The sequence below is a fragment of the Marinobacter pelagius genome, assembly GCF_900114925.1.
Classification (GTDB): Bacteria; Pseudomonadota; Gammaproteobacteria; order Pseudomonadales; family Oleiphilaceae; genus Marinobacter; species Marinobacter pelagius.
In genome coordinates this window covers 57,242-75,530 of the sequence record NZ_FOUR01000007.1, presented here as the reverse complement: position 1 = coordinate 75,530, position 18,289 = coordinate 57,242, and the positions used below count along the sequence as shown (strand labels likewise).

19 protein-coding genes are annotated in these 18,289 nt (G+C 61.7%); 15 read left to right on the top strand and 4 right to left on the bottom strand.

Going from position 1 to position 18,289, the window contains the following annotated elements; all coding sequences use genetic code 11:
- Positions 1-21 precede the first annotated feature (21 nt).
- The 11 genes from rimM (at position 22) to ung (ending at position 11,996) form a co-directional block, all read left to right on the top strand.
- Positions 22-549: a ribosome maturation factor RimM gene (gene rimM / locus BM254_RS13910; RefSeq protein ID WP_092004894.1), complete on the top strand. Its 528-nt coding sequence runs from the start codon at positions 22-24 to the stop codon at positions 547-549.
- 3 nt (positions 550-552) lie between these two features.
- Positions 553-1,299 (top strand): tRNA (guanosine(37)-N1)-methyltransferase TrmD, encoded by a 747-nt coding sequence (gene trmD, locus BM254_RS13905; RefSeq protein WP_092004891.1) that lies wholly within the window; start codon positions 553-555, stop codon positions 1,297-1,299.
- 37 nt (positions 1,300-1,336) lie between these two features.
- Entirely contained in the window at positions 1,337-1,693 is a 357-nt protein-coding gene (rplS, locus tag BM254_RS13900; RefSeq protein WP_092004888.1) for a 50S ribosomal protein L19, read from the top strand.
- A gap of 75 nt (positions 1,694-1,768) precedes the next feature.
- The gene (xerD, locus tag BM254_RS13895; protein WP_092004885.1) at positions 1,769-2,671 is read left to right on the top strand and encodes a site-specific tyrosine recombinase XerD; all 903 of its coding nucleotides are present in this window, start codon (positions 1,769-1,771) and stop codon (positions 2,669-2,671) included.
- Positions 2,672-2,795: 124 nt separating this feature from the next.
- A complete protein-coding gene (locus BM254_RS13890) occupies positions 2,796-3,539 on the top strand; it encodes a DsbC family protein (RefSeq protein ID WP_092004882.1) in 744 nt (247 codons plus the stop codon).
- Positions 3,540-3,683: 144 nt separating this feature from the next.
- Positions 3,684-4,985: a homoserine dehydrogenase gene (locus tag BM254_RS13885; RefSeq protein ID WP_092004879.1), complete on the top strand. Its 1,302-nt coding sequence runs from the start codon at positions 3,684-3,686 to the stop codon at positions 4,983-4,985.
- 11 nt (positions 4,986-4,996) lie between these two features.
- Positions 4,997-6,397 (top strand): threonine synthase, encoded by a 1,401-nt coding sequence (thrC, locus tag BM254_RS13880; protein ID WP_092004876.1) that lies wholly within the window; start codon positions 4,997-4,999, stop codon positions 6,395-6,397.
- 6 nt (positions 6,398-6,403) lie between these two features.
- Positions 6,404-8,134, top strand: a complete 1,731-nt coding sequence (gene recJ / locus BM254_RS13875; protein ID WP_092004874.1) for a single-stranded-DNA-specific exonuclease RecJ — start codon at positions 6,404-6,406, stop codon at positions 8,132-8,134.
- A gap of 231 nt (positions 8,135-8,365) precedes the next feature.
- Positions 8,366-9,461, top strand: a protein-coding gene (prfB, locus tag BM254_RS13870) for a peptide chain release factor 2 (RefSeq protein WP_139227083.1) whose coding sequence is annotated in 2 segments (ribosomal slippage) — positions 8,366-8,437 and positions 8,439-9,461 — 1,095 coding nt in all. Because the reading frame shifts where the segments join, the coding sequence is not laid out codon by codon here.
- A gap of 57 nt (positions 9,462-9,518) precedes the next feature.
- On the top strand, positions 9,519-11,060 hold the full coding sequence (lysS, locus tag BM254_RS13865) for a lysine--tRNA ligase (protein WP_092004871.1): 1,542 nt from the start codon (positions 9,519-9,521) through the stop codon (positions 11,058-11,060).
- Between the two features lie 189 nt (positions 11,061-11,249).
- A complete protein-coding gene (gene ung / locus BM254_RS13860) occupies positions 11,250-11,996 on the top strand; it encodes a uracil-DNA glycosylase (RefSeq protein ID WP_092004868.1) in 747 nt (248 codons plus the stop codon).
- Here ung and ygfZ read toward each other — a convergent pair.
- Genes ygfZ through nadB form a run of 4 tightly spaced genes read right to left on the bottom strand, consistent with a single transcriptional unit; the run spans position 11,985 to position 15,359 of the window.
- Complete coding sequence (ygfZ, locus tag BM254_RS13855; protein ID WP_092004865.1) at positions 11,985-12,980, bottom strand: CAF17-like 4Fe-4S cluster assembly/insertion protein YgfZ; 996 nt, start codon at positions 12,978-12,980, stop codon at positions 11,985-11,987. The genes ung and ygfZ overlap by 12 nt on opposite strands.
- Positions 12,981-12,998: 18 nt before the next feature.
- Positions 12,999-13,460 carry a hypothetical protein gene (locus BM254_RS13850; RefSeq protein ID WP_092004862.1) on the bottom strand — a complete coding sequence of 154 codons (462 nt, stop codon included), beginning with the start codon at positions 13,458-13,460 and terminating at the stop codon, positions 12,999-13,001.
- Positions 13,444-13,716 (bottom strand): FAD assembly factor SdhE, encoded by a 273-nt coding sequence (locus BM254_RS13845; RefSeq protein ID WP_092004859.1) that lies wholly within the window; start codon positions 13,714-13,716, stop codon positions 13,444-13,446. The genes BM254_RS13850 and BM254_RS13845 overlap by 17 nt, the downstream gene beginning before the upstream one ends.
- A 35-nt stretch (positions 13,717-13,751) precedes the next feature.
- Positions 13,752-15,359 carry an L-aspartate oxidase gene (gene nadB / locus BM254_RS13840; protein ID WP_175497275.1) on the bottom strand — a complete coding sequence of 536 codons (1,608 nt, stop codon included), beginning with the start codon at positions 15,357-15,359 and terminating at the stop codon, positions 13,752-13,754.
- A gap of 133 nt (positions 15,360-15,492) precedes the next feature.
- On the opposite strand from nadB, the gene rpoE reads away from it, so the two are divergent.
- From rpoE to BM254_RS13820, 4 genes are read left to right on the top strand one after another with little or no spacing between them, the layout of a single operon-like run.
- Positions 15,493-16,182 (top strand): RNA polymerase sigma factor RpoE, encoded by a 690-nt coding sequence (gene rpoE / locus BM254_RS13835; protein WP_092004853.1) that lies wholly within the window; start codon positions 15,493-15,495, stop codon positions 16,180-16,182.
- 11 nt (positions 16,183-16,193) lie between these two features.
- Positions 16,194-16,763: an RseA family anti-sigma factor gene (locus BM254_RS13830; RefSeq protein ID WP_092004850.1), complete on the top strand. Its 570-nt coding sequence runs from the start codon at positions 16,194-16,196 to the stop codon at positions 16,761-16,763.
- Between the two features lie 15 nt (positions 16,764-16,778).
- On the top strand, positions 16,779-17,813 hold the full coding sequence (locus BM254_RS13825) for a MucB/RseB C-terminal domain-containing protein (RefSeq protein ID WP_425434498.1): 1,035 nt from the start codon (positions 16,779-16,781) through the stop codon (positions 17,811-17,813).
- Entirely contained in the window at positions 17,810-18,274 is a 465-nt protein-coding gene (locus BM254_RS13820; RefSeq protein ID WP_092004846.1) for a SoxR reducing system RseC family protein, read from the top strand. Before BM254_RS13825 ends, BM254_RS13820 begins: the two co-directional genes overlap by 4 nt.
- Positions 18,275-18,289 lie beyond the last annotated feature (15 nt).

Below are 18,289 nucleotides of genomic sequence, written 5' to 3'. Positions count from 1 at the left end.
ACTGAAACCGGGGTTTATGGCATGACACAGAATTCGCAGGAAACTGTGATCGGCCGGATTACCTCGGTGTTTGGGGTCAAGGGATGGCTCAAGGTCTTTTCCTACACTGACCCCAAGGAAGGAATCCTTAACTACCCGGACTGGACGCTGGTCCTGGACGGTAAGAGGATTCCGGCCAGGCTTGAGGAGGGTCGCCGCCAGGGGCAGGGGATCGTCGTCAGGCTTAAAGGTATTGATGACCGTGAAGTTGCGCGCACATACAGTGGCGCAGACATCCTGGTCCCGACGGCAGAGCTGCCGGAGCTGCCCAGTGGCGAATACTACTGGTACCAGCTGGAAGGCCTGGAGGTTTTCACGGTTGAGGGGCTGAACCTGGGCAAGGTTCATCACCTTATGGAAACAGGGTCCAACGATGTCCTCGTGGTGCGCGCCACCCGGGACTCGGCAGACCAGCGCGAGCGGCTGATTCCCTATCTGCCGGATCAGGTCGTCCGGGAAGTGGATCTGGCTGGCAACCGGCTGGTTGTTGACTGGGATCCGGAGTTCTGACGGGTGTGGATTGGCGCTGTCAGTCTGTTCCCGGAAATGTTTCGTGCGGTTACGGATTACGGGATAACCGGAAGGGCGGTTCGGGAAGGTCTGCTGACCTTCGAGAGCTGGAACCCCCGGGAATTCACCCATGATCGTCACCGCACGGTAGACGACCGGCCATACGGTGGCGGTCCCGGCATGCTGATGAAAATACAGCCCCTGCGGGATGCCATTCATGCGGCTCGGGAGGCGGCACCCGGTAAAGCCTGTGTGGTTTACCTGTCGCCCCAGGGAGAAACCCTGACTCAGTCTGTTGTTGAATCCCTTGCGGAGGCGCAGCAACTGATTCTGGTTTCGGGGCGCTACGAGGGTGTTGATGAACGCCTGATCTCGACGGAAGTCGATCGGGAAGTGTCACTGGGTGATTTTGTTCTTTCCGGTGGCGAACTGGCGGCCATGGTCGTTGTTGATGCGGTGACACGCCTCATCCCCGGAGCGCTGGGTCATGCGCAGTCGGCAGAGCAGGATTCCTTTGCCGACGGATTGCTGGATTGTCCGCACTACACCCGGCCCGAAGTTTACGAAGGTCAGGCGGTGCCGGAAGTTCTTTTGGGCGGTCACCACGAGCAGATCCGGCGTTGGCGGCTCAAGGAGTCGTTAAGGCGAACCCGGGAGCGGCGCCCCGACCTGCTGGAGAAGCGGGTGCTTACGGACGAAGAGCGTGAGCTGCTGGAAGAAATTTTGAATGAACCGGGTGTCTCTGAGTGATCAGGGCATTGAGAGATTGGGTATCAGGAGCATTACGATGAGCGGCAAGAACAACATCATCAGTCAAATTGAAGCAGAACAGATGACCAAGGAAATCCCTGCGTTCGCGCCGGGTGACACCGTGGTCGTTCAGGTTCGCGTAACCGAGGGTAACCGTGAGCGTCTGCAGGCGTTCGAAGGCGTGGTTATCGGCAAGCGCAACCGTGGCATGAACTCCTCCTTCACCGTGCGCAAGATTTCCTACGGTGTTGGTGTAGAGCGTACTTTCCAGACCTACTCCAAGCTGATCGACAGCATCAGCGTGAAGCGTCGTGGTGACGTACGTCAGGCCAAGCTGTACTACCTGCGTGACCTGTCTGGTAAGGCAGCTCGCATCAAGGAAAAGCTGGGCTGATTGACGAACCGTCAAAGGGCCAGTTAAAAAGGCAGCCTCGAGGGGCTGCCTTTTTTGTGCCCGGGAACCGGTACCGTGAGACCTGACGACGACGCTATCATCCGTCGGTTTACCGACGCCCTCTGGCTTGAAGATGGCCTGGGAGAGAAAACCCGAGAAGCCTATCGGGGGGATCTTGCGCGCCTGGCGCAATGGCTGGAGCAGCAGCCGGGCGCCCCGATGCTCACCGCCGCCAGGCGCACGGATCTGCTGGCCTGGATGGCCCGGGGCCTGGCCGAGGGGGTCAAGACCTCCACTGCCGCGCGTCGCCTGTCCGGGGTTCGACGCTTCTACCGTTTCCTGATGCGGGAGGGAGTGATCGCCGAGGATCCGACCCTGCGGATCGACAGTCCCAGACTTCCGCGCCGGCTTCCCGATTCTCTGACCGAAGAAGAGGTCGAGGCCCTGCTGTCGGCACCGGATATTTCCATTCCGCTGGAGCTCCGTGACAAGGCCATGCTCGAGATCCTGTACGGTTGCGGCCTGCGGGTGTCGGAGCTGACCGGATTGCGGGTGGACCAGGTCAATATCCGCCAGGGCGTGATCCGGATCACCGGCAAGGGCGACAAGGAACGGCTGGTGCCCCTGGGGGAAGAGGCTGTGGACTGGCTGCTCCGGTACATGCGGGAGGGGCGTGCCGAACTGCTCAAGGGCCGGCCCTGTGACGCCCTGTTTCCGGGTAACCGGGCGGCGGCCATGACCCGGCAGACCTTCTGGCACCGGATCCGCCACTATGCTGTGCGTGCCGGTATCCACAAGCATCTGTCGCCCCATACCCTGCGCCATGCCTTTGCCACGCATCTGCTGAACCACGGGGCGGATCTTCGGGTGGTGCAGATGCTGCTGGGGCATTCGGACCTGTCCACGACCCAGATCTACACCCACGTTGCCCGTCAGCGCCTGCACGCCATGCACCGGGAGCATCATCCCCGGGGCTGAGCCTTGGCGATGCCCGGGTATGTGTTATCCTCGCTGAACTTTTGCGCCGGCCCTTTGTCGCAATGAGGGTCAACCCGGTCCGTCCATGCCATGCGGGCCCAACGCTATCAGACTGGAATCATCTATGTTCGTCACCAAGAATATCAAGCCGCTGGGAGTTGCGGCCGGGCTGGTCGCGAGCCTGTTTGTCGCAACCGCAGCAGCGGGAGAGGTTGAGGACCGCATTGCTGAGCGCCTGGCCACGGCCGTGCCTGGCCTGAAGGTTTCCTCGGTTCGCGAATCCGAGGCCGAAGGTCTGTACGAAGTGCAGAGCAACAACGGCGAGACCATCTACACCACCGAAGATGGTCAGTACCTGCTGACCGGCGACCTGCTCAAGATCACCGAAAACGGTATTGCCAATGTGACCGAACAGGGCAGGGCTGGTCAGCGTGTGGCGGCAATGGAGAGCTACGGGTCCGAGGGCCTGATCAGTTATCCGGCCAACGGTGACGAAAAGGCGGTGATCAATGTGTTTACCGACATCGATTGCCCCTATTGCCGCAAGCTGCACGACGAGGTGCCCCAGCTCAACGATTACGGCATTACCGTCAACTACTATGCCTTCCCCCGCTCGGGCCCGGGCACGCCGTCCTTCAACAAGTACGTTTCAGTATGGTGCGCCGACGACCAGCAAGCCGCCATGGACGCCGCCAAGTCCGGCAAGTCGGTAGAATCTGCCAGCTGTGACAACCCTGTGCTGGAGCAGTACCGCCTTGGTGGCCGTGTCGGGGTGACCGGTACACCGGCCATCCTGCTGGAAGATGGCAACATGGTGCGGGGCTACGTGCCGGCGGACAACCTGGCCAAGGGTCTCGGCCTCCTGTAAGTTGCCAGGCCGGGCATCAGGTCCCGCCCTGTTTTTTTGCATACCTCCTGACCGATTCAGGGCTTATTCAGCCGGCCCTGAATCGGTATACTATGCCACTTCATTGCAATCCATCAGCACCCCTTCGGGATCAGAGGTGAGAGTTTGAAAGACGTCAGTGTCGGAATCTGCGGACTGGGAACCGTTGGCGGCGGTACATTCAATGTTTTGACCCGTAACGCCGCGCTTATTGCGGGTCGTGCCGGTTGCAACATCCGAATTACCCGGGTGGCCAGCCGTCGCAGTCGCGACGACCTGGCGCTGGGGGATGTTCCCTTCACCACCGACATTTTCGACGTCGTGAATGACCCGGCGGTCGATATCGTGGTCGAGTTGATCGGTGGCTATGACACCGCCAAGGAGCTGGTGCTCGCAGCCATCCGTAACGGCAAGCACGTGGTGACGGCCAACAAGGCCCTGATCGCCGTACACGGCAACGAAATCTTCGAAGCGGCGGAAAAAGCCGGTGTCGTGGTTGCCTACGAAGCCGGTGTCGCCGGTGGCATTCCGGTGATCAAGGCGGTACGCGAAGGAATGGCCGCGAACCGGATCGACTGGATTGCAGGCATCATCAACGGCACCGGTAACTACATTCTGACCGAAATGCGTGCCGGCCGGGAATTCGGTGAAGTGCTCAAGGAAGCCCAGGACCTGGGTTATGCCGAAGCGGATCCGACCTTCGATGTGGAAGGTATCGATGCTGCCCACAAGCTGACGATCCTGGCCTCCTCCGGGTTCGGTGTGCCGCTGCAGTTCGAGAAAGCCTACACCGAGGGGATTTCCTCCATCACCCCGTACGATATTGCCCACGCCGAGTTGCTGGGATACCGGGTCAAGCACCTGGGTATTGCCCGTCGCCGGGAGGACGGCATCGAGCTGCGGGTCCATCCCACCCTGGTTCCGCGCAGTCACCTGATTGCCCAGGTTGATGGTGTTCTCAATGCCGTTCTGGTGGATGGCGATGCCGTCGGCCAGACCATGTACTACGGCCCGGGTGCCGGTGACGAGGCAACTGCTTCCGCCGTGATCGCCGATATTGTCGATGTGGCTCGTGCCGTATCCATCGAGAGTGCCCTCCGGGTGCCGTACCTCGGCTTCCATCCGGAGGCCATGGAGGACCTGGGTGTCCTGCCGATGGAGGATATCCAGTCCGCCTATTATTTGCGCATCCAGGCCTTCGACCATCCGGGCGTGCTGGCCAAGATTGCCTCCATCCTGAGTGAGCATGGCATCAACATCGAGTCCATCATGCAGAAGGAGTCGGAGTTCAAGGACGGCCGGATTCCGGTGATCATCCTGACCCACACCGTCCAGGAGCGCCAGATGAACCTGGCGATCGAGGAGATGGAAGCGCTGTCGGATATCGATGGCAAAGTGGTCCGCATCCGCGCCGAAAACTTCAACTGACAGGTACGAACGTGAGATACATCAGTACACGGGGCAAAGCTCCCGCCCTGGGCTTTGAAGACGTCCTTCTGACCGGCCTGGCCAGCGATGGCGGCCTCTACGTTCCGGAATCGCTTCCGCATTTCAGCCTGGAAGAGATCCGTAGCTGGCGTGGGCTGTCCTACAGCGAACTGGCGTTCAACGTCATGCACCCGTTCGTGGACGATGCCATCCCGGCGGATGATTTCCGCAAGATGCTGGACGAAACCTACGCCGTTTTTGCCCATCAGGCGGTGGCGCCGCTGGTCCAGCTGGATACCAACGAATGGGTGCTGGAACTGTTCCGGGGCCCGACCCTGGCGTTCAAGGATTTCGCCCTGCAACTGCTGGGCCGGCTGCTGGACTATGTGCTCGAGAAACGCAACCAGCACGTGGTGATCATGGGGGCGACCTCCGGTGATACCGGTTCAGCCGCCATCGAAGGCTGTCGCCGTTGCGAGCACGTGGATATCTTCATCCTGCATCCGCACCAGCGGGTTTCCGAGGTGCAGCGCCGGCAGATGACCACGGTCAAGGGTGACAACATCCACAACATCGCGGTGAAGGGCAATTTCGACGATTGCCAGCGCATGGTGAAAGAGAGCTTCGGCGACCAGTCTTTCCTGGGTGGCAAGACCCAGCTGGCGGCGGTGAACTCCATCAACTGGGCGCGGATCATGGCCCAGATCGTGTATTACTTCCAGGCATCCCTTGCCCTGGGCGGGCCGGATCGCAGCATGGCGTTCTCGGTACCCACCGGTAATTTCGGCGATATCTTCGCCGGCTACCTGGCAAAGAAGATGGGCCTGCCCATCTCCCAGCTGGTGATTGCCACCAACCGCAACGATATCCTGCATCGCTTCATGAGCGGCAACAAGTATGAACAGCACAAGCTCGAACATACCCTGTCGCCGAGCATGGACATCATGGTGTCCAGCAACTTCGAGCGCCTGCTGTTTGATCTGCATGGCCGCGATGGTGCGGCGGTGAAGGAACTGCTTGAGAATGCCGCCAAGGGCCCGGTCAGCATTGAAGATTACCGCTGGCGCCATGCCCGCAAGCTCTTTGACAGCGATGCAGTGGATGACAAGACCACCTGCGACACCATCCGCGAGATCTATGAGCGCAACGAATACTTGCTGGATCCGCATACGGCCATCGGTGTCCGTGCCGCACGCACCTGCCGTCGTGATCCCGCCGTTCCGATGATTACCCTCGGTACCGCGCATCCGGCCAAGTTCCCGGATGCGATTGCCGAATCCGGCGTCAGTGTGAAGCCGCAGTTGCCGGCCCACATGGCCGACCTGTTCGAGCGGGAAGAGCGTTACACGGTGCTCGACAACGACGTGGCCGGTGTGCAGGCATTCATTGCCCAGCACTGGAAAAACGCCTGATCCGGTATGACACCGAAAAAGATCCTGCGTCGCCCCCGGCCGGACACCGTGCCTGCCTGGGGGCAAAACCTGCCTCCCTTGCTGCGCCGCCTCTATGCGGCCCGCGGCGTTACCTCCGATGAGCAGCTCAGTTACACCCTGAAGCATCTGGCCTCCCCCATGCAGCTGCGGGGCATCGACCGTGCCGTGGAGTTGCTGGCCGAGGCCATCGACCGGCAGCAGAAGGTGCTGGTACTGGGAGATTTCGATGCGGATGGTGCCACCAGTACCGCGGTGGCCATGCTCGGTTTGTCCATGTTGGGACTGGGGAATATCGATTTCCGGGTACCCAGCCGGTTCGCGGATGGTTACGGCCTGACCCCCGGCATCATTGAGCGCCTGAAAGAAGAGGGCGAGTTGCCGGATCTACTGGTGACCGTCGACAACGGTATCTCGGCTATCGACGGCGTCAGGGTGGCACAGGACATGGGTATCCGGGTCGTGGTCACCGATCACCACCTGGCCGGCGAGGTGCTGCCGGATGCCGATGCCATCGTCAATCCAAATCAGCCGGGCTGCCCGTTCCTGAGCAAAAACGCCGCCGGGGTGGGAGTGATGTTCTACGTGCTCACCGCCCTGCGCAAGCACCTGCGGGAGGTTGGCAGGCTGCCACAGCCGGAGCCGAACCTGGGGTGTCTGCTCGATCTGGTGGCCCTGGGCACGGTGGCGGACGTGGTGCCACTGGATCACAACAATCGCATCTTCGTGGAGCAGGGGCTGCGCCGGATCCGGCAGGGTGAGGCGAGGCCTGGCATACTGGCACTGCTGGAAGTGGCCGGTCGCGACCATGCCCACATCAGTTCCACCGATCTCGGTTTTGTCGTCGGGCCACGTCTCAATGCGGCTGGTCGCCTGGACGACATGAGCGTGGGTATTGCCTGTCTGCTGGCGGACAATCCCGACGAAGCCCGGCGCCTGGCCCGGGAGCTGGACACCTTCAACCGGGAACGGCGCACCATCGAGCGGGACATGAAGAGCCAGGCCCAGGAGCTGCTGGCGTCCATGTCCCTGGATATCGAAGGCCTGCCCTGGGGGCTGGCCCTGTTCGATCCCGACTGGCACCAGGGCGTGATCGGTATCCTCGCTGCGCGAATCCGTGAGCAGACCCATCGGCCCACCATCGCCTTTGCGCCGGATGACGATGGCGAGCATATCAAGGGGTCTGCGCGCTCGATTCCGGGCCTGCACATCCGTGATGCCCTGGCCGTGGTGGACGCCCGCCATCCCGGGCTGCTGAAAAAATACGGGGGCCACGCCATGGCCGCCGGCATGACCCTTGCCAAAGAAGACCTGGATGCCTTCAGCGACGCGTTCGACAGGGCTGTGCGGGATGCGCTCACTCCGGAGGACCTGGAGGCGGCCATTATCACCGATGGCCCGCTGGGTGCCGATGAGCTGAACCTGGATACCGCCTACCTGCTGAAGCGTGCCGGTCCTTGGGGGCAGCATTTCCCGGAGCCGGTGTTTGATGGTGAATTCCGAGTGGTAAGCCAGCGCATTGTCGGGGAAAACCACCTGAAACTGGTGCTGCAACCGGCGGACGGCGGCGGAATCATTGACGGCATTGCCTTCAATACCGGGCCGGAAGTGCCGGATTACACCCGCTCGGGGGCAAGGCTGGTGTACAAGCCGGATGCCAATACCTTTCGGGGGCGGACGAATCTGCAGTTGCTGGTGGATTACATCGAAGCCTTATAGGTGAAAATGGGGTCTGACCCCATGCGGGGTCAGACCCCGGAGTTTGCGGTTGGCACCGCTGCGTGGGCCTTTCGGTGAAGTTGGGGTCTGACCCCGCGGGGTCAGACCCCGTCTTCCGGTCAGCCCCTGAGTTTGCGTTGCAATTCCGCGGTACGGCTGATTTAAGCGCGGAATTCCGGTAGAATTCCGCCTCTGTTTTACACCCCATTTGCCAAAGCGAGAAAGGGTTTCATGGAAATCAATCCCATAGTGACGAAGATCAAAGAGCTTCGCGAGCGCACTGAAGCGCTGAGGGGGTATCTTTGACTACGATCAGCGTAGTGAAAGACTGATCGAAGTTGAGCGTGAGCTGGAACAACCCAGCGTCTGGGACGACCCGGAGCGGGCCCAGGGCCTGGGCAAGGAGCGGTCGGACCTGGAGCTGATTGTCCACACCATCGACAACCTCACCACCGGCCTCAGCGATGCTGAAAGCCTGCTGGAGATGGCGGCCGAGGAAGACGACGAAGGCACCGTTGACGAGATCCAGTCTGATCTGGACGCGCTCGATGGCGAGCTGCAGAAGCTGGAATTCCGCCGCATGTTCTCCGGCGAGATGGATGCCAACAACGCCTACCTGGACATCCAGGCCGGCTCCGGTGGTACCGAAGCCCAGGACTGGGCCAACATGCTGCTGCGCATGTACCTGCGCTGGGCCGAGCGCCGTGGTTTCAAGGCGGAGATTGTCGAACTGCAGGAAGGGGAAGTGGCCGGTATCAAGAGTGCCACCGTTCACATCCAGGGCGACTATGCCTACGGCTGGCTGCGCACCGAAACCGGCGTGCACCGCCTGGTGCGCAAATCCCCGTTCGATTCCGGTAACCGTCGCCACACCTCGTTCTCTTCCGTGTTCGTATCGCCGGAAGTGGATGACAGTTTCGAGATCGAGATCAACCCGGCCGATCTGAGGGTGGACGTTTACCGTGCCTCCGGTGCCGGTGGTCAGCACGTAAACCGGACCGAGTCCGCCGTGCGACTGACCCACAACCCGACCGGTATCGTGGTGGCCTGTCAGGCTGGCCGAAGCCAGCACCAGAACAAAGACCAGGCCATGAAGCAGCTGAAGGCCAAGCTCTTCGAGCGTGAGATGCAGCTGCGCAACGCCGAGAAGCAGAAGGCGGAGGATGCCAAGGCCGATATCGGCTGGGGCAGCCAGATCCGTTCCTATGTCCTCGATGACAGCCGGATCAAGGACCTGCGCACCAAGGTGGAAACCAGCAACACCCAGGCGGTTCTGGACGGCGACATCGACAAGTTCATCGAAGCCAGTCTGAAGATGGCGCTGTAACCGGCGCCTCTCGTCCAACCCGATTAAACCGGACAATCCGAATCCTAGTGAGCCAACATGACTGAACACACCCAACACGCCGCACAGCACGAGGACAACAAGCTGATTGCCGAGCGCCGCGCCAAACTGGCTGACATGCGCCGCCAGGGCAATCCGTTCCCCAACGACTTCCGTCGCGATGCCACCGCTGCCGAACTGCAGGAAAAATACGGTGACAAGAGCAAGGAAGAGCTGGAGAAGCTTGATATCAAGGTGGCCATCGCCGGCCGCATGATGCTGGACCGCAAGGCGTTCAAGGTGGTTCAGGACATGACCGGTCGCATCCAGGTGTATGCCACCAAGCATGTCCAGAAGGAAACCAAGCACTGGGACCTGGGTGACATCATCGGTGTCCGGGGCACTCTGTCCAAATCCGGCAAGGGTGACCTGTACGTGACCATGGACGAGTACGTGCTGCTGACCAAGTCCCTGCGGCCGCTGCCCGAGAAGCACAAGGGCCTGACCGACATGGAGGCCCGCTACCGGCATCGCTATGTGGACCTGATGGTCAACGAGGAGACTCGCAAGACCTTCCAGATCCGCACGCGGCTGATCAACAGCATGCGCAACTACTTCAATGCCCGTGGTTTCATGGAAGTGGAAACCCCGATGCTGCAGGTGATTCCCGGTGGCGCCACGGCTCGTCCGTTCGTGACCCACCACAACGCCCTGGGCATCGACATGTACATGCGTATCGCCCCGGAACTGTTCCTCAAGCGCCTGGTGGTGGGCGGCTTCGAGCGGGTGTTCGAGATCAACCGCAACTTCCGCAACGAGGGCCTGTCCACCCGGCACAATCCCGAGTTCACCATGGTGGAGTTCTACCAGGCGTACGCGGATTACAATGACCTGATGGATCTGACCGAGGACATGCTGCGCCAGATCACCAGGGAGGTCCTGGGCACCACGACCGTGGTCAACACCCGGGAGCTGGCCAACGGTGAAACCGAAACCGTGGAATACGATTTCGGCAAGCCGTTCAAGCGTATGACCGTGGTCGAAGCGATTCTGGAGCACAACCCGGACATCCAGGCCGGTCAGCTGGGCGATGAAGCCAGTGCCCGCCGGGTGGCGGATGGGCTGGGTATCCAGCTCAAGGACACCTGGGGCCTGGGCAAGGTGCTGGTGGAAATCTTCGAGGCGACGGCGGAACACCTGCTGGTTCAGCCGACCTTCATCACCGACTACCCGAAGGAAGTCTCGCCGCTGGCCCGTTGCAAGGACAGTGATCCGTTCGTCACCGAGCGTTTCGAGTTCTTCGTGGGTGGCCGCGAGCTGGCCAACGGCTTCTCCGAGCTCAACGATGCCGAAGACCAGGCCGAACGTTTCCACGCCCAGGTGGCGGAAAAGAACGCCGGGGACGACGAGGCCATGTTCTATGACGAGGACTACGTCATGGCTCTGGAATACGGCCTGCCCCCCACTGCCGGTGAGGGTATCGGCATCGACCGCTTGGCCATGCTGCTGACCGATTCGCCGTCCATCCGCGACGTGATCCTGTTCCCGCACATGCGCCCGGAGCACAAGGTCGAGCACCATCAGGCGGAAGACGAAGAGTAACCGCTCAACCCGGCGGATGACTTCCAGGACGGGGTCAGATGAAAGCCTTCATCTGACCCCATTTTCAGCCCGGAAGCCGGGGTCAGAAGAACGCTTTCTTCTGACTCCACTTTCACAACTCCGGGGTCTGATGAAAGCTTTCATCTGACCCCAACTTCAACCAACCCAGCGATCACCCAGGAGTCGGCCATGCACCCCGCCCAAACCCTGGCCAGCCAGCTCAAACCCGGCCGCGGCTGGGACGACCACCTCACCGGCGAATTCAGCCAGCCCTACATGCAGCAGCTGGCGGCTTTCCTGGCGGCGGAAGAACAGGCCGGCAAGGTGATCTACCCACCCAGTTCCCACTGCTTCAATGCCCTGAACAGCACGCCGCTGGACAAGGTGGAAGTAGTAATCCTTGGCCAGGACCCCTACCACGGCCCCGGCCAGGCCCATGGCCTGTGTTTCTCGGTGCGTCCAGAGGTTCCGGTTCCGCCCTCCCTGGTCAATATCTTCAAGGAAATCCGGGATGATCTGGGGATCGAGCCGCCGGATCATGGCTGCCTTCAGCCCTGGGCCGAGCGCGGAGTGTTGTTGCTGAACAGCGTTCTGACGGTATTGCAGGGACAGGCCGGCGCCCATCAGGGCAAGGGCTGGGAAACCTTTACCGACAGGGTGATAGAAACCGTCAACCGGGAGCGCGAAGGCGTGGTGTTCCTGCTCTGGGGCAGTTACGCCCGGAAAAAGGGCCAGCATATCGATCGCAGCCGGCACCTGGTGCTGGAGGGCCCGCATCCGTCGCCCCTCAGTGCCTACCGGGGCTTCTTCGGCTGCAAGCACTTCTCCCGGGCCAACGAATGGCTCAAGGGCAACGGGCAGCCGCCCATCGACTGGTCGCTGCCCGCCAAAGCGGAGCTGATTGCCCGCTATCGGAAACCGGTATCAGCCGGCTGAAGACTCCTGATCATCCCCTTGCTCACGCTCCGGTACCGCATAGGGCAGGGGCAGGGAAGTCAGGCTGTTGCCGTCTGCCGTCAGCGGCTGATCCGCAGCATCGTGGCGAACGACAGCCAGCAATTCCACCGAGCCATCGTTGAATCGTACACGGTTCACCACCGTGCCGACGCTCCGGTCGCCCATTTTTATATCCGCGCCGGGCGTGACGTCGCCGGAACTCCGGAACCGGAACAGGCTTTTCTTCAGCTGCCCGAGGAAGTGCATGCGGGCGATGACCTCCTGACCGGTATAGCAGCCTTTCTTGAAATGGATGCCGTCCAGATGCTGGAGGTTGAGCATCTGCGGAACAAACGCCTCCCAGCCTGCCTCATCGAGGGCCGGAACACCGGCGGCGATTTCAGTTGCGTGCCAGTCGGCCAGGGACAGCTGCGGGGCGTCCGCGAAATCCGGAGATTCACCGGAAGTCTGCCAGAGTTCGTACCGTTCCAGACCGCGTTCGTCGGATTCAACCCGGATCAGGAGTCCCGACTCGAGCCTGAGAACGTCACCCGCAGCCTGAAGCCCGGAAACATCCCCGCCAGCGGCTGCACGTGCCGTGTCCTGCCCGAGGATGCCCCAGATCATGCCCTGGTCCAGGGTCTCCATGGTCGTGCCCCGGAACAGCATCAGGTATTTTCGCAGCTGGGTCAGAGTCTGCTCTGCCAGTGCCGTCGGGAGGTCCAGAACAACACTGTCGCCGTCCCGTGCCAGTCGCGTCAGACAGTAGGCGCGTCCCTTCGGCGTGCTGGCGGCCCCGCGCAGGGCGCGATCACCGGTGACTTCCTCGAGGTGCTGGCTGAACTGGCCCTGCAGAAACTTGTCGGTTCCGGGGCCGGAAACCCGCACCAGGATCCGGTCAGAGAGCCTGGCGTAGCCCCGGTCGGGGAGCGGCAGGCTGGCGGTTTCTGGTTGCGTGGGGGCAGCAGTATCCGTGTCGGTCATGGAAACTCCGGTGGTGTATCAGATGGACGACTGCGACTGGCCCAGGCGCAGCCACTGGCGCAACCTGCGGAACTGGTCCGGGCAGACGTTGCCACCAGGCCATGGCCCAGGGGCCAGGAGAATAAGATAGTACGCCCCTAATCTGGAGCCTGTCGGGCGAAGTTTCAAGAGGGTCAGCATCGGGCCGAGCCGGCTGCTGCGGCAGGGCTGGACCGGAATGGCTTCCCGCCCGGAGAATTGCGCCTGCAGCTCACCGGCTTCCAGCGCCAGCCCGGTAACCGACCGTTTGCCGCGTAGCAGGCCAAAGCGGCGAAAGTGCAGGATCGCACCGGTGCCGGCCACGGGAACGAAGAATAGCATCCAGGGCCGGCTCTCGGAGGCTGCGGTCAGGACGAAGGCCAGCAGTGCCAGCCAGGGCAGGGTCGCAATCAGGCCGACACTGACAGAGGGACTCAGCCGGAGATCAATCCGGCTGGACACGGTTCAGGATCATGTCGACGATGCGCTGGAGATCCGGGTCTTCGGGCCGGCTGCGCTGCATGAACCACTCGAACATATCGGTGTCCTCGCAGCTCAGCAGTTTCTGGTAGCGGGCCTGGTCCTCGGGCTCAAGGTCGCGGTAGACCTCTTCCACGAAGGGTACCAGGAGTACATCAAGCTCCAGCATGCCGCGGCGGCTGTGCCACCAGAGGCGCTTGAACTCGGGGTTGTCGGGCACGTTGGGGGTATCGGACATAATGGTATCGCCAGTTTTCCAGAGAAATTGAAGGATCAGGGGGCCTGGGTCCGGTAGGTGGTCGGAACCAGTACCGTATCGCGGGCTTCATTGAGCAGTCCCGGGTAGTCAAGGGTGTAGTGCAGCCCCCTGCTTTCCCGGCGCTGCAGGGCCGAACAGATGATCAGGTCCGCCACCGTGACCAGGTTGCGCAGCTCCAGCAGGTCATTGGAAACCCGGTAGTTGCTGTAGAACTCGCTGATTTCCCGGTCCAGCAGGTCGACCCGGTGCTTGGCACGCTGGAGTCGTTTGGTGGTTCTCACAATGCCGACATAGTCCCACATGAAGTGGCGCAGTTCGTCCCAGTTGTGGGAGATGACAACGTCCTCGTCGGAGTCCCGGACCTGGCTTTCGTCCCACTCCGGGGCTTCCGGGGGCGCCGGGATATCCGATTCCCGGCGGGCAATGTCGGCGGCTGCGGCCCGGCCATAGACCAGGCACTCCAGCAGGGAATTGCTGGCCATGCGGTTGGCGCCATGCAGGCCGGTAAAGGCGGCTTCGCCGACCGCATAAAGCTGGTTGACGTCGGTGCGGGCCCGTTCGTCACTGATGATGCCACCGCAGGTGTAGTGGGCGGCAGGAACCACCGGAATCGGTTCTTTGGTGATGTCGATGCCAAAGCCCAGACACTTCTCGTAGATGGTCGGGAAGTGGTGTTTGATGAAATCCGCCGGTTTGTGGCTGATGTCCAGGTACACGTGGTCCACACCCAGTCGCTTCATCTCGTGGTCGATGGCCCGGGCGACAATGTCCCGGGGTGCCAGCTCGGCCCGTTCGTCAAACCGGTCCATGAAGCGGGTGCCGTCCGGCAGCTTCAGCAGCCCACCCTCGCCGCGAACCGCCTCGGTGATCAGGAACGATTTTGCGTGCGGATGGTAAAGACAGGTGGGGTGGAACTGGTTGAATTCCATGTTGGCAACGCGGCAACCTGCCCGCCAGGCCATGGCAATGCCATCCCCGGAGGCACCATCGGGGTTGGTGGTGTAGCGGTAGGCCTTCGAGGCACCCCCGGTGGCGATGACGGTGAACCGGGCCCGGAAGAGTTCCACATGATTGTCTTCCAGGTTGAGAATATAGGCTCCCACACAGCGGTTGCCCGGTAGCGACAGTTTCCGGTTGGTGATCAGGTCCACGGCTACCCGATTCGACATCAGGTGAATGTTGGGTCGGGCCTGTGCCTGGGAGGTCAGGGTGGTGGACACGGCGTGGCCGGTGGCATCGGCGGCATGGATGATTCGCCGGTGACTGTGCCCGCCCTCGCGGGTCAGGTGGTAGTGATCGCTGTCATCCTCCCGGGTAAAATCCACCCCGGAGTCGATCAGCCAGTCGATGCTGTCCTTGCCATTCTCCACGGTGAATCGCACAGAATCTTCGTGACAAAGGCCCGCGCCCGCCGCCAGGGTGTCCTGGATATGGTTCTCGACCGAGTCCTTGTCATCGAGTACCGCCGCAATGCCGCCCTGGGCCCACAGCGTGGCGCCACTGCTGATATCTGCCTTGCTGATGACCCCGATGCTCAGGTGGTCGGGCAGGTTCAGGGCGACGGTAAGACCGGCAGCTCCACTGCCGATTATGAGAACATCGTATTCGTAGGACTGTGGCATTGGATCGGTATCGCGGGCCATAATGTGGACGTGTATTGAACTAAACTTTACGCCTGCTGTCTATTTGGCCTGACGGCGCGCCCCTGTGGAGCGTGCGCCTAAAATGGACAAAAACGGACGCCGGACAGCAGTGATGACTCAAGCAAATCTCGCAACGGCCGAAAAGCTGGCCGCAACATCAGGGAAAACCGGCAAACCGTCCATGACGCCTGAACAGAATCAGACACAGGGTGAGCACTCCGACAGTCAGACGGACCTTCAGCTCGTACGCAAGGTCCGCAATGGCGATCGGGCGGCTTTCGACCTGCTGGTGGTCAAATACCAGACGCGCGTGGCTTCAATCATCAGCCGTTATGTCTACGATTCCCAGGAAGTGATGGACCTGACCCAGGAAACCTTCGTCAAGGCCTATCGCGCCATCGACCGGTTTCGTGGCGACAGCGCGTTTTACACCTGGCTCTACCGAATCGCGGTCAACACCGCCAAGAACTTCCTGGAGTCCCGGGGCCGGCGCCCGCAGGCCAGTGCCGATGTCTCCGACGCCGAAAATTTTGATGACGGTATCCGGCTCAGGGATCCCGCTTCTCCGGAACGGCTGTTACAGCGTGAGCAGTTGCAGGAGGAGTTGTCCCGGGCCATCGCTGAACTGCCGGAAGAGCTGCGCTCGGCCTTCCTGTTGCGCGAGTACGATGGCCTCAGTTACGAGGACATCGCCAAAATTCTGGAATGCCCGATCGGAACCGTCCGTTCCCGTATTTTCCGGGCCCGGGATGCCGTGGATCGGCACCTTGGTCCATTGCTCAATCACACAGAGACAACTTGAGGTTGCATCCGATGGATGATCGTCTCAGAGAAACCCTGTCGGCCATGATGGATGACGAAGCGGATGAGCTATCGGTACGCCGCCTGTTGTCCCATCACGACCAGGCGAGGGTACGCGACCAGTGGCAGCGCTGGCAGCAGGTCCGGGATCTGATGCACAGTGGTCACACCCCGGCGGAGGGTGTTGATGTCAGCGCCAACGTTCGGGCGGCACTCGACGGCCGCTCCGGTGCCGCCCATCACCGGGTATTGGCCAGATCCGCCTCGTCGTCTTCACGCTGGCGCTGGCCGGCGGTGGCGATGGTGGCGGTGGCGTTGGTCGTGGGTTTCGGAGCAGGCGCTGGCTGGGACTCCCGGGAGGGATCTGCAACGGCCGGTGCGCCCGAAATCGCTGCGCAAGCGGTTCCTGACAGTGAGGTGGCTGCCGCCCAGGTCCGTGAAGTAACCCTGCAGGGGCTGGATGAAGAACAGTGGGAGCAGATGAGCCAGTACCTGCTGGAGCACGCCCAGCACAACAGTGTCGGGGCGGGTCGCGGTGCGGTCGGTTACGCCCGGGTGGTCAGTGCCGGCAATGGATACTGATATCTTGGAGTGCGAATGCGCATGAACAGGCTGTCCTCACGCTTGAGAGCTACTGCCATTCCGGCCCTGCTGCTGGCGGTTCTTGCCCTGGCAGTTCCGGGTCTGGCGGCGGCTGACAGTGACAGGGGTGAGGTGAACCAATGGCTGGAGCGCCTGGCGCCGGCCCTCAACATGACCTCCTACCGTGGCGTTTTCGTCTATGCCCGTGGCGATCAGGTGCACTCCATGCAGATTGCTCACCGGTATCGTGACGGCGTCGTCGAGGAGCGTCTGGTGATGCAGGACGGAGGCAGCGGCGAGATTGTCCGTCGCGGCGTCAATGTGGTCTGTGTGCTGCCGGACCGGGGCCGGATCCGGCTGGATCAGGTCATTCCGTCAGGCCCCTTCGCGGAGGCATTTACCAGTCAGTTGATGCCCGTCAGCCGTTGGTACAGTGCCGAGATGGTGGGCGAGGACCGGGTCGCCGGCTATGAGGCGGTCGAAATTGCGCTCAGATCCCGGGACGAGTACCGCTACAGCCACCGGTTGTGGCTGGAGAGAACGACCGGCTTGCTGGTGAAGAGTCATGTCAGGGCCTCGTCCGGAGACGTGATGGAGCAGTTCCAGTTCACCAGCCTGGAGATTACCGACGATATCCCGGATGAAGAGTTCGAGATCCGTACCCAGGGCCGTGAAATATCCCGGAACCTGGCTGCCGATGACGGGCTTGCCGAGGCCTCACCGGTTGCCAGGATGAATGGCTGGGAGCTGGGGTGGCGTCCCGATGGTTTCGCACCCGCGGCGGCGCCCCGTGCCGGCCGTGGCCAGGTGGTCGCGTTCTCTGATGGTCTGGCGGCGTTCTCGGTATTTGTCGAACCGGCTGGCCGCCTGAATATGCCCAAGGGCGTTTCCCGCATAGGTGCCACAACCATCTACATGCATGCGCTTGAGTCCGGAGAACGTGAATTTCTGGTGACCGTGGTGGGTGAAATCCCGCCGGCAACGGCCCGGAAAGTTGCCGAGTCGGTCCGGGTGCAGGACACCCTGGCGCTTGAGGGTAACGGCTCGTGATTACCGAGACCGGCAAGGTGATTGCGATCAAGGGCGATCATGCCTGGGTACAGACCATCCGGGCCAGCGCCTGCCAGAGTTGCTCGGCCCGCAGTGGTTGTGGCCAGAGGGCGCTGGCTTCGGTGACCGGTGGCCGGGCCAACCAGGTCCTGGTCGCCAACAGCATCAATGCCAGGGTGGGCGATGAAGTGACCATCGGTATCGAGGAACAGGCATTGCTCGGTGCCTCCATGCTGGTTTATGCCGTTCCGCTCGGTGCCATGGTGCTGGGAACCATCGCCGGACATAATCTGTCAGGGGGCAGTGATGGTGGCGCCATGCTGGGTGCCGCTGCCGGTCTCGCTGGCGGCTTTTTCCTGGCCAGGCTGTTTCCGGGCCGTCGTGGCGGCTACGAACCGAAGCTTCTGCGGCGCAATCCGGGGTGTGGCCCGAACCTGTCTATAAATCCTACCGATTTGTAAGTTGAAAACGCTTTT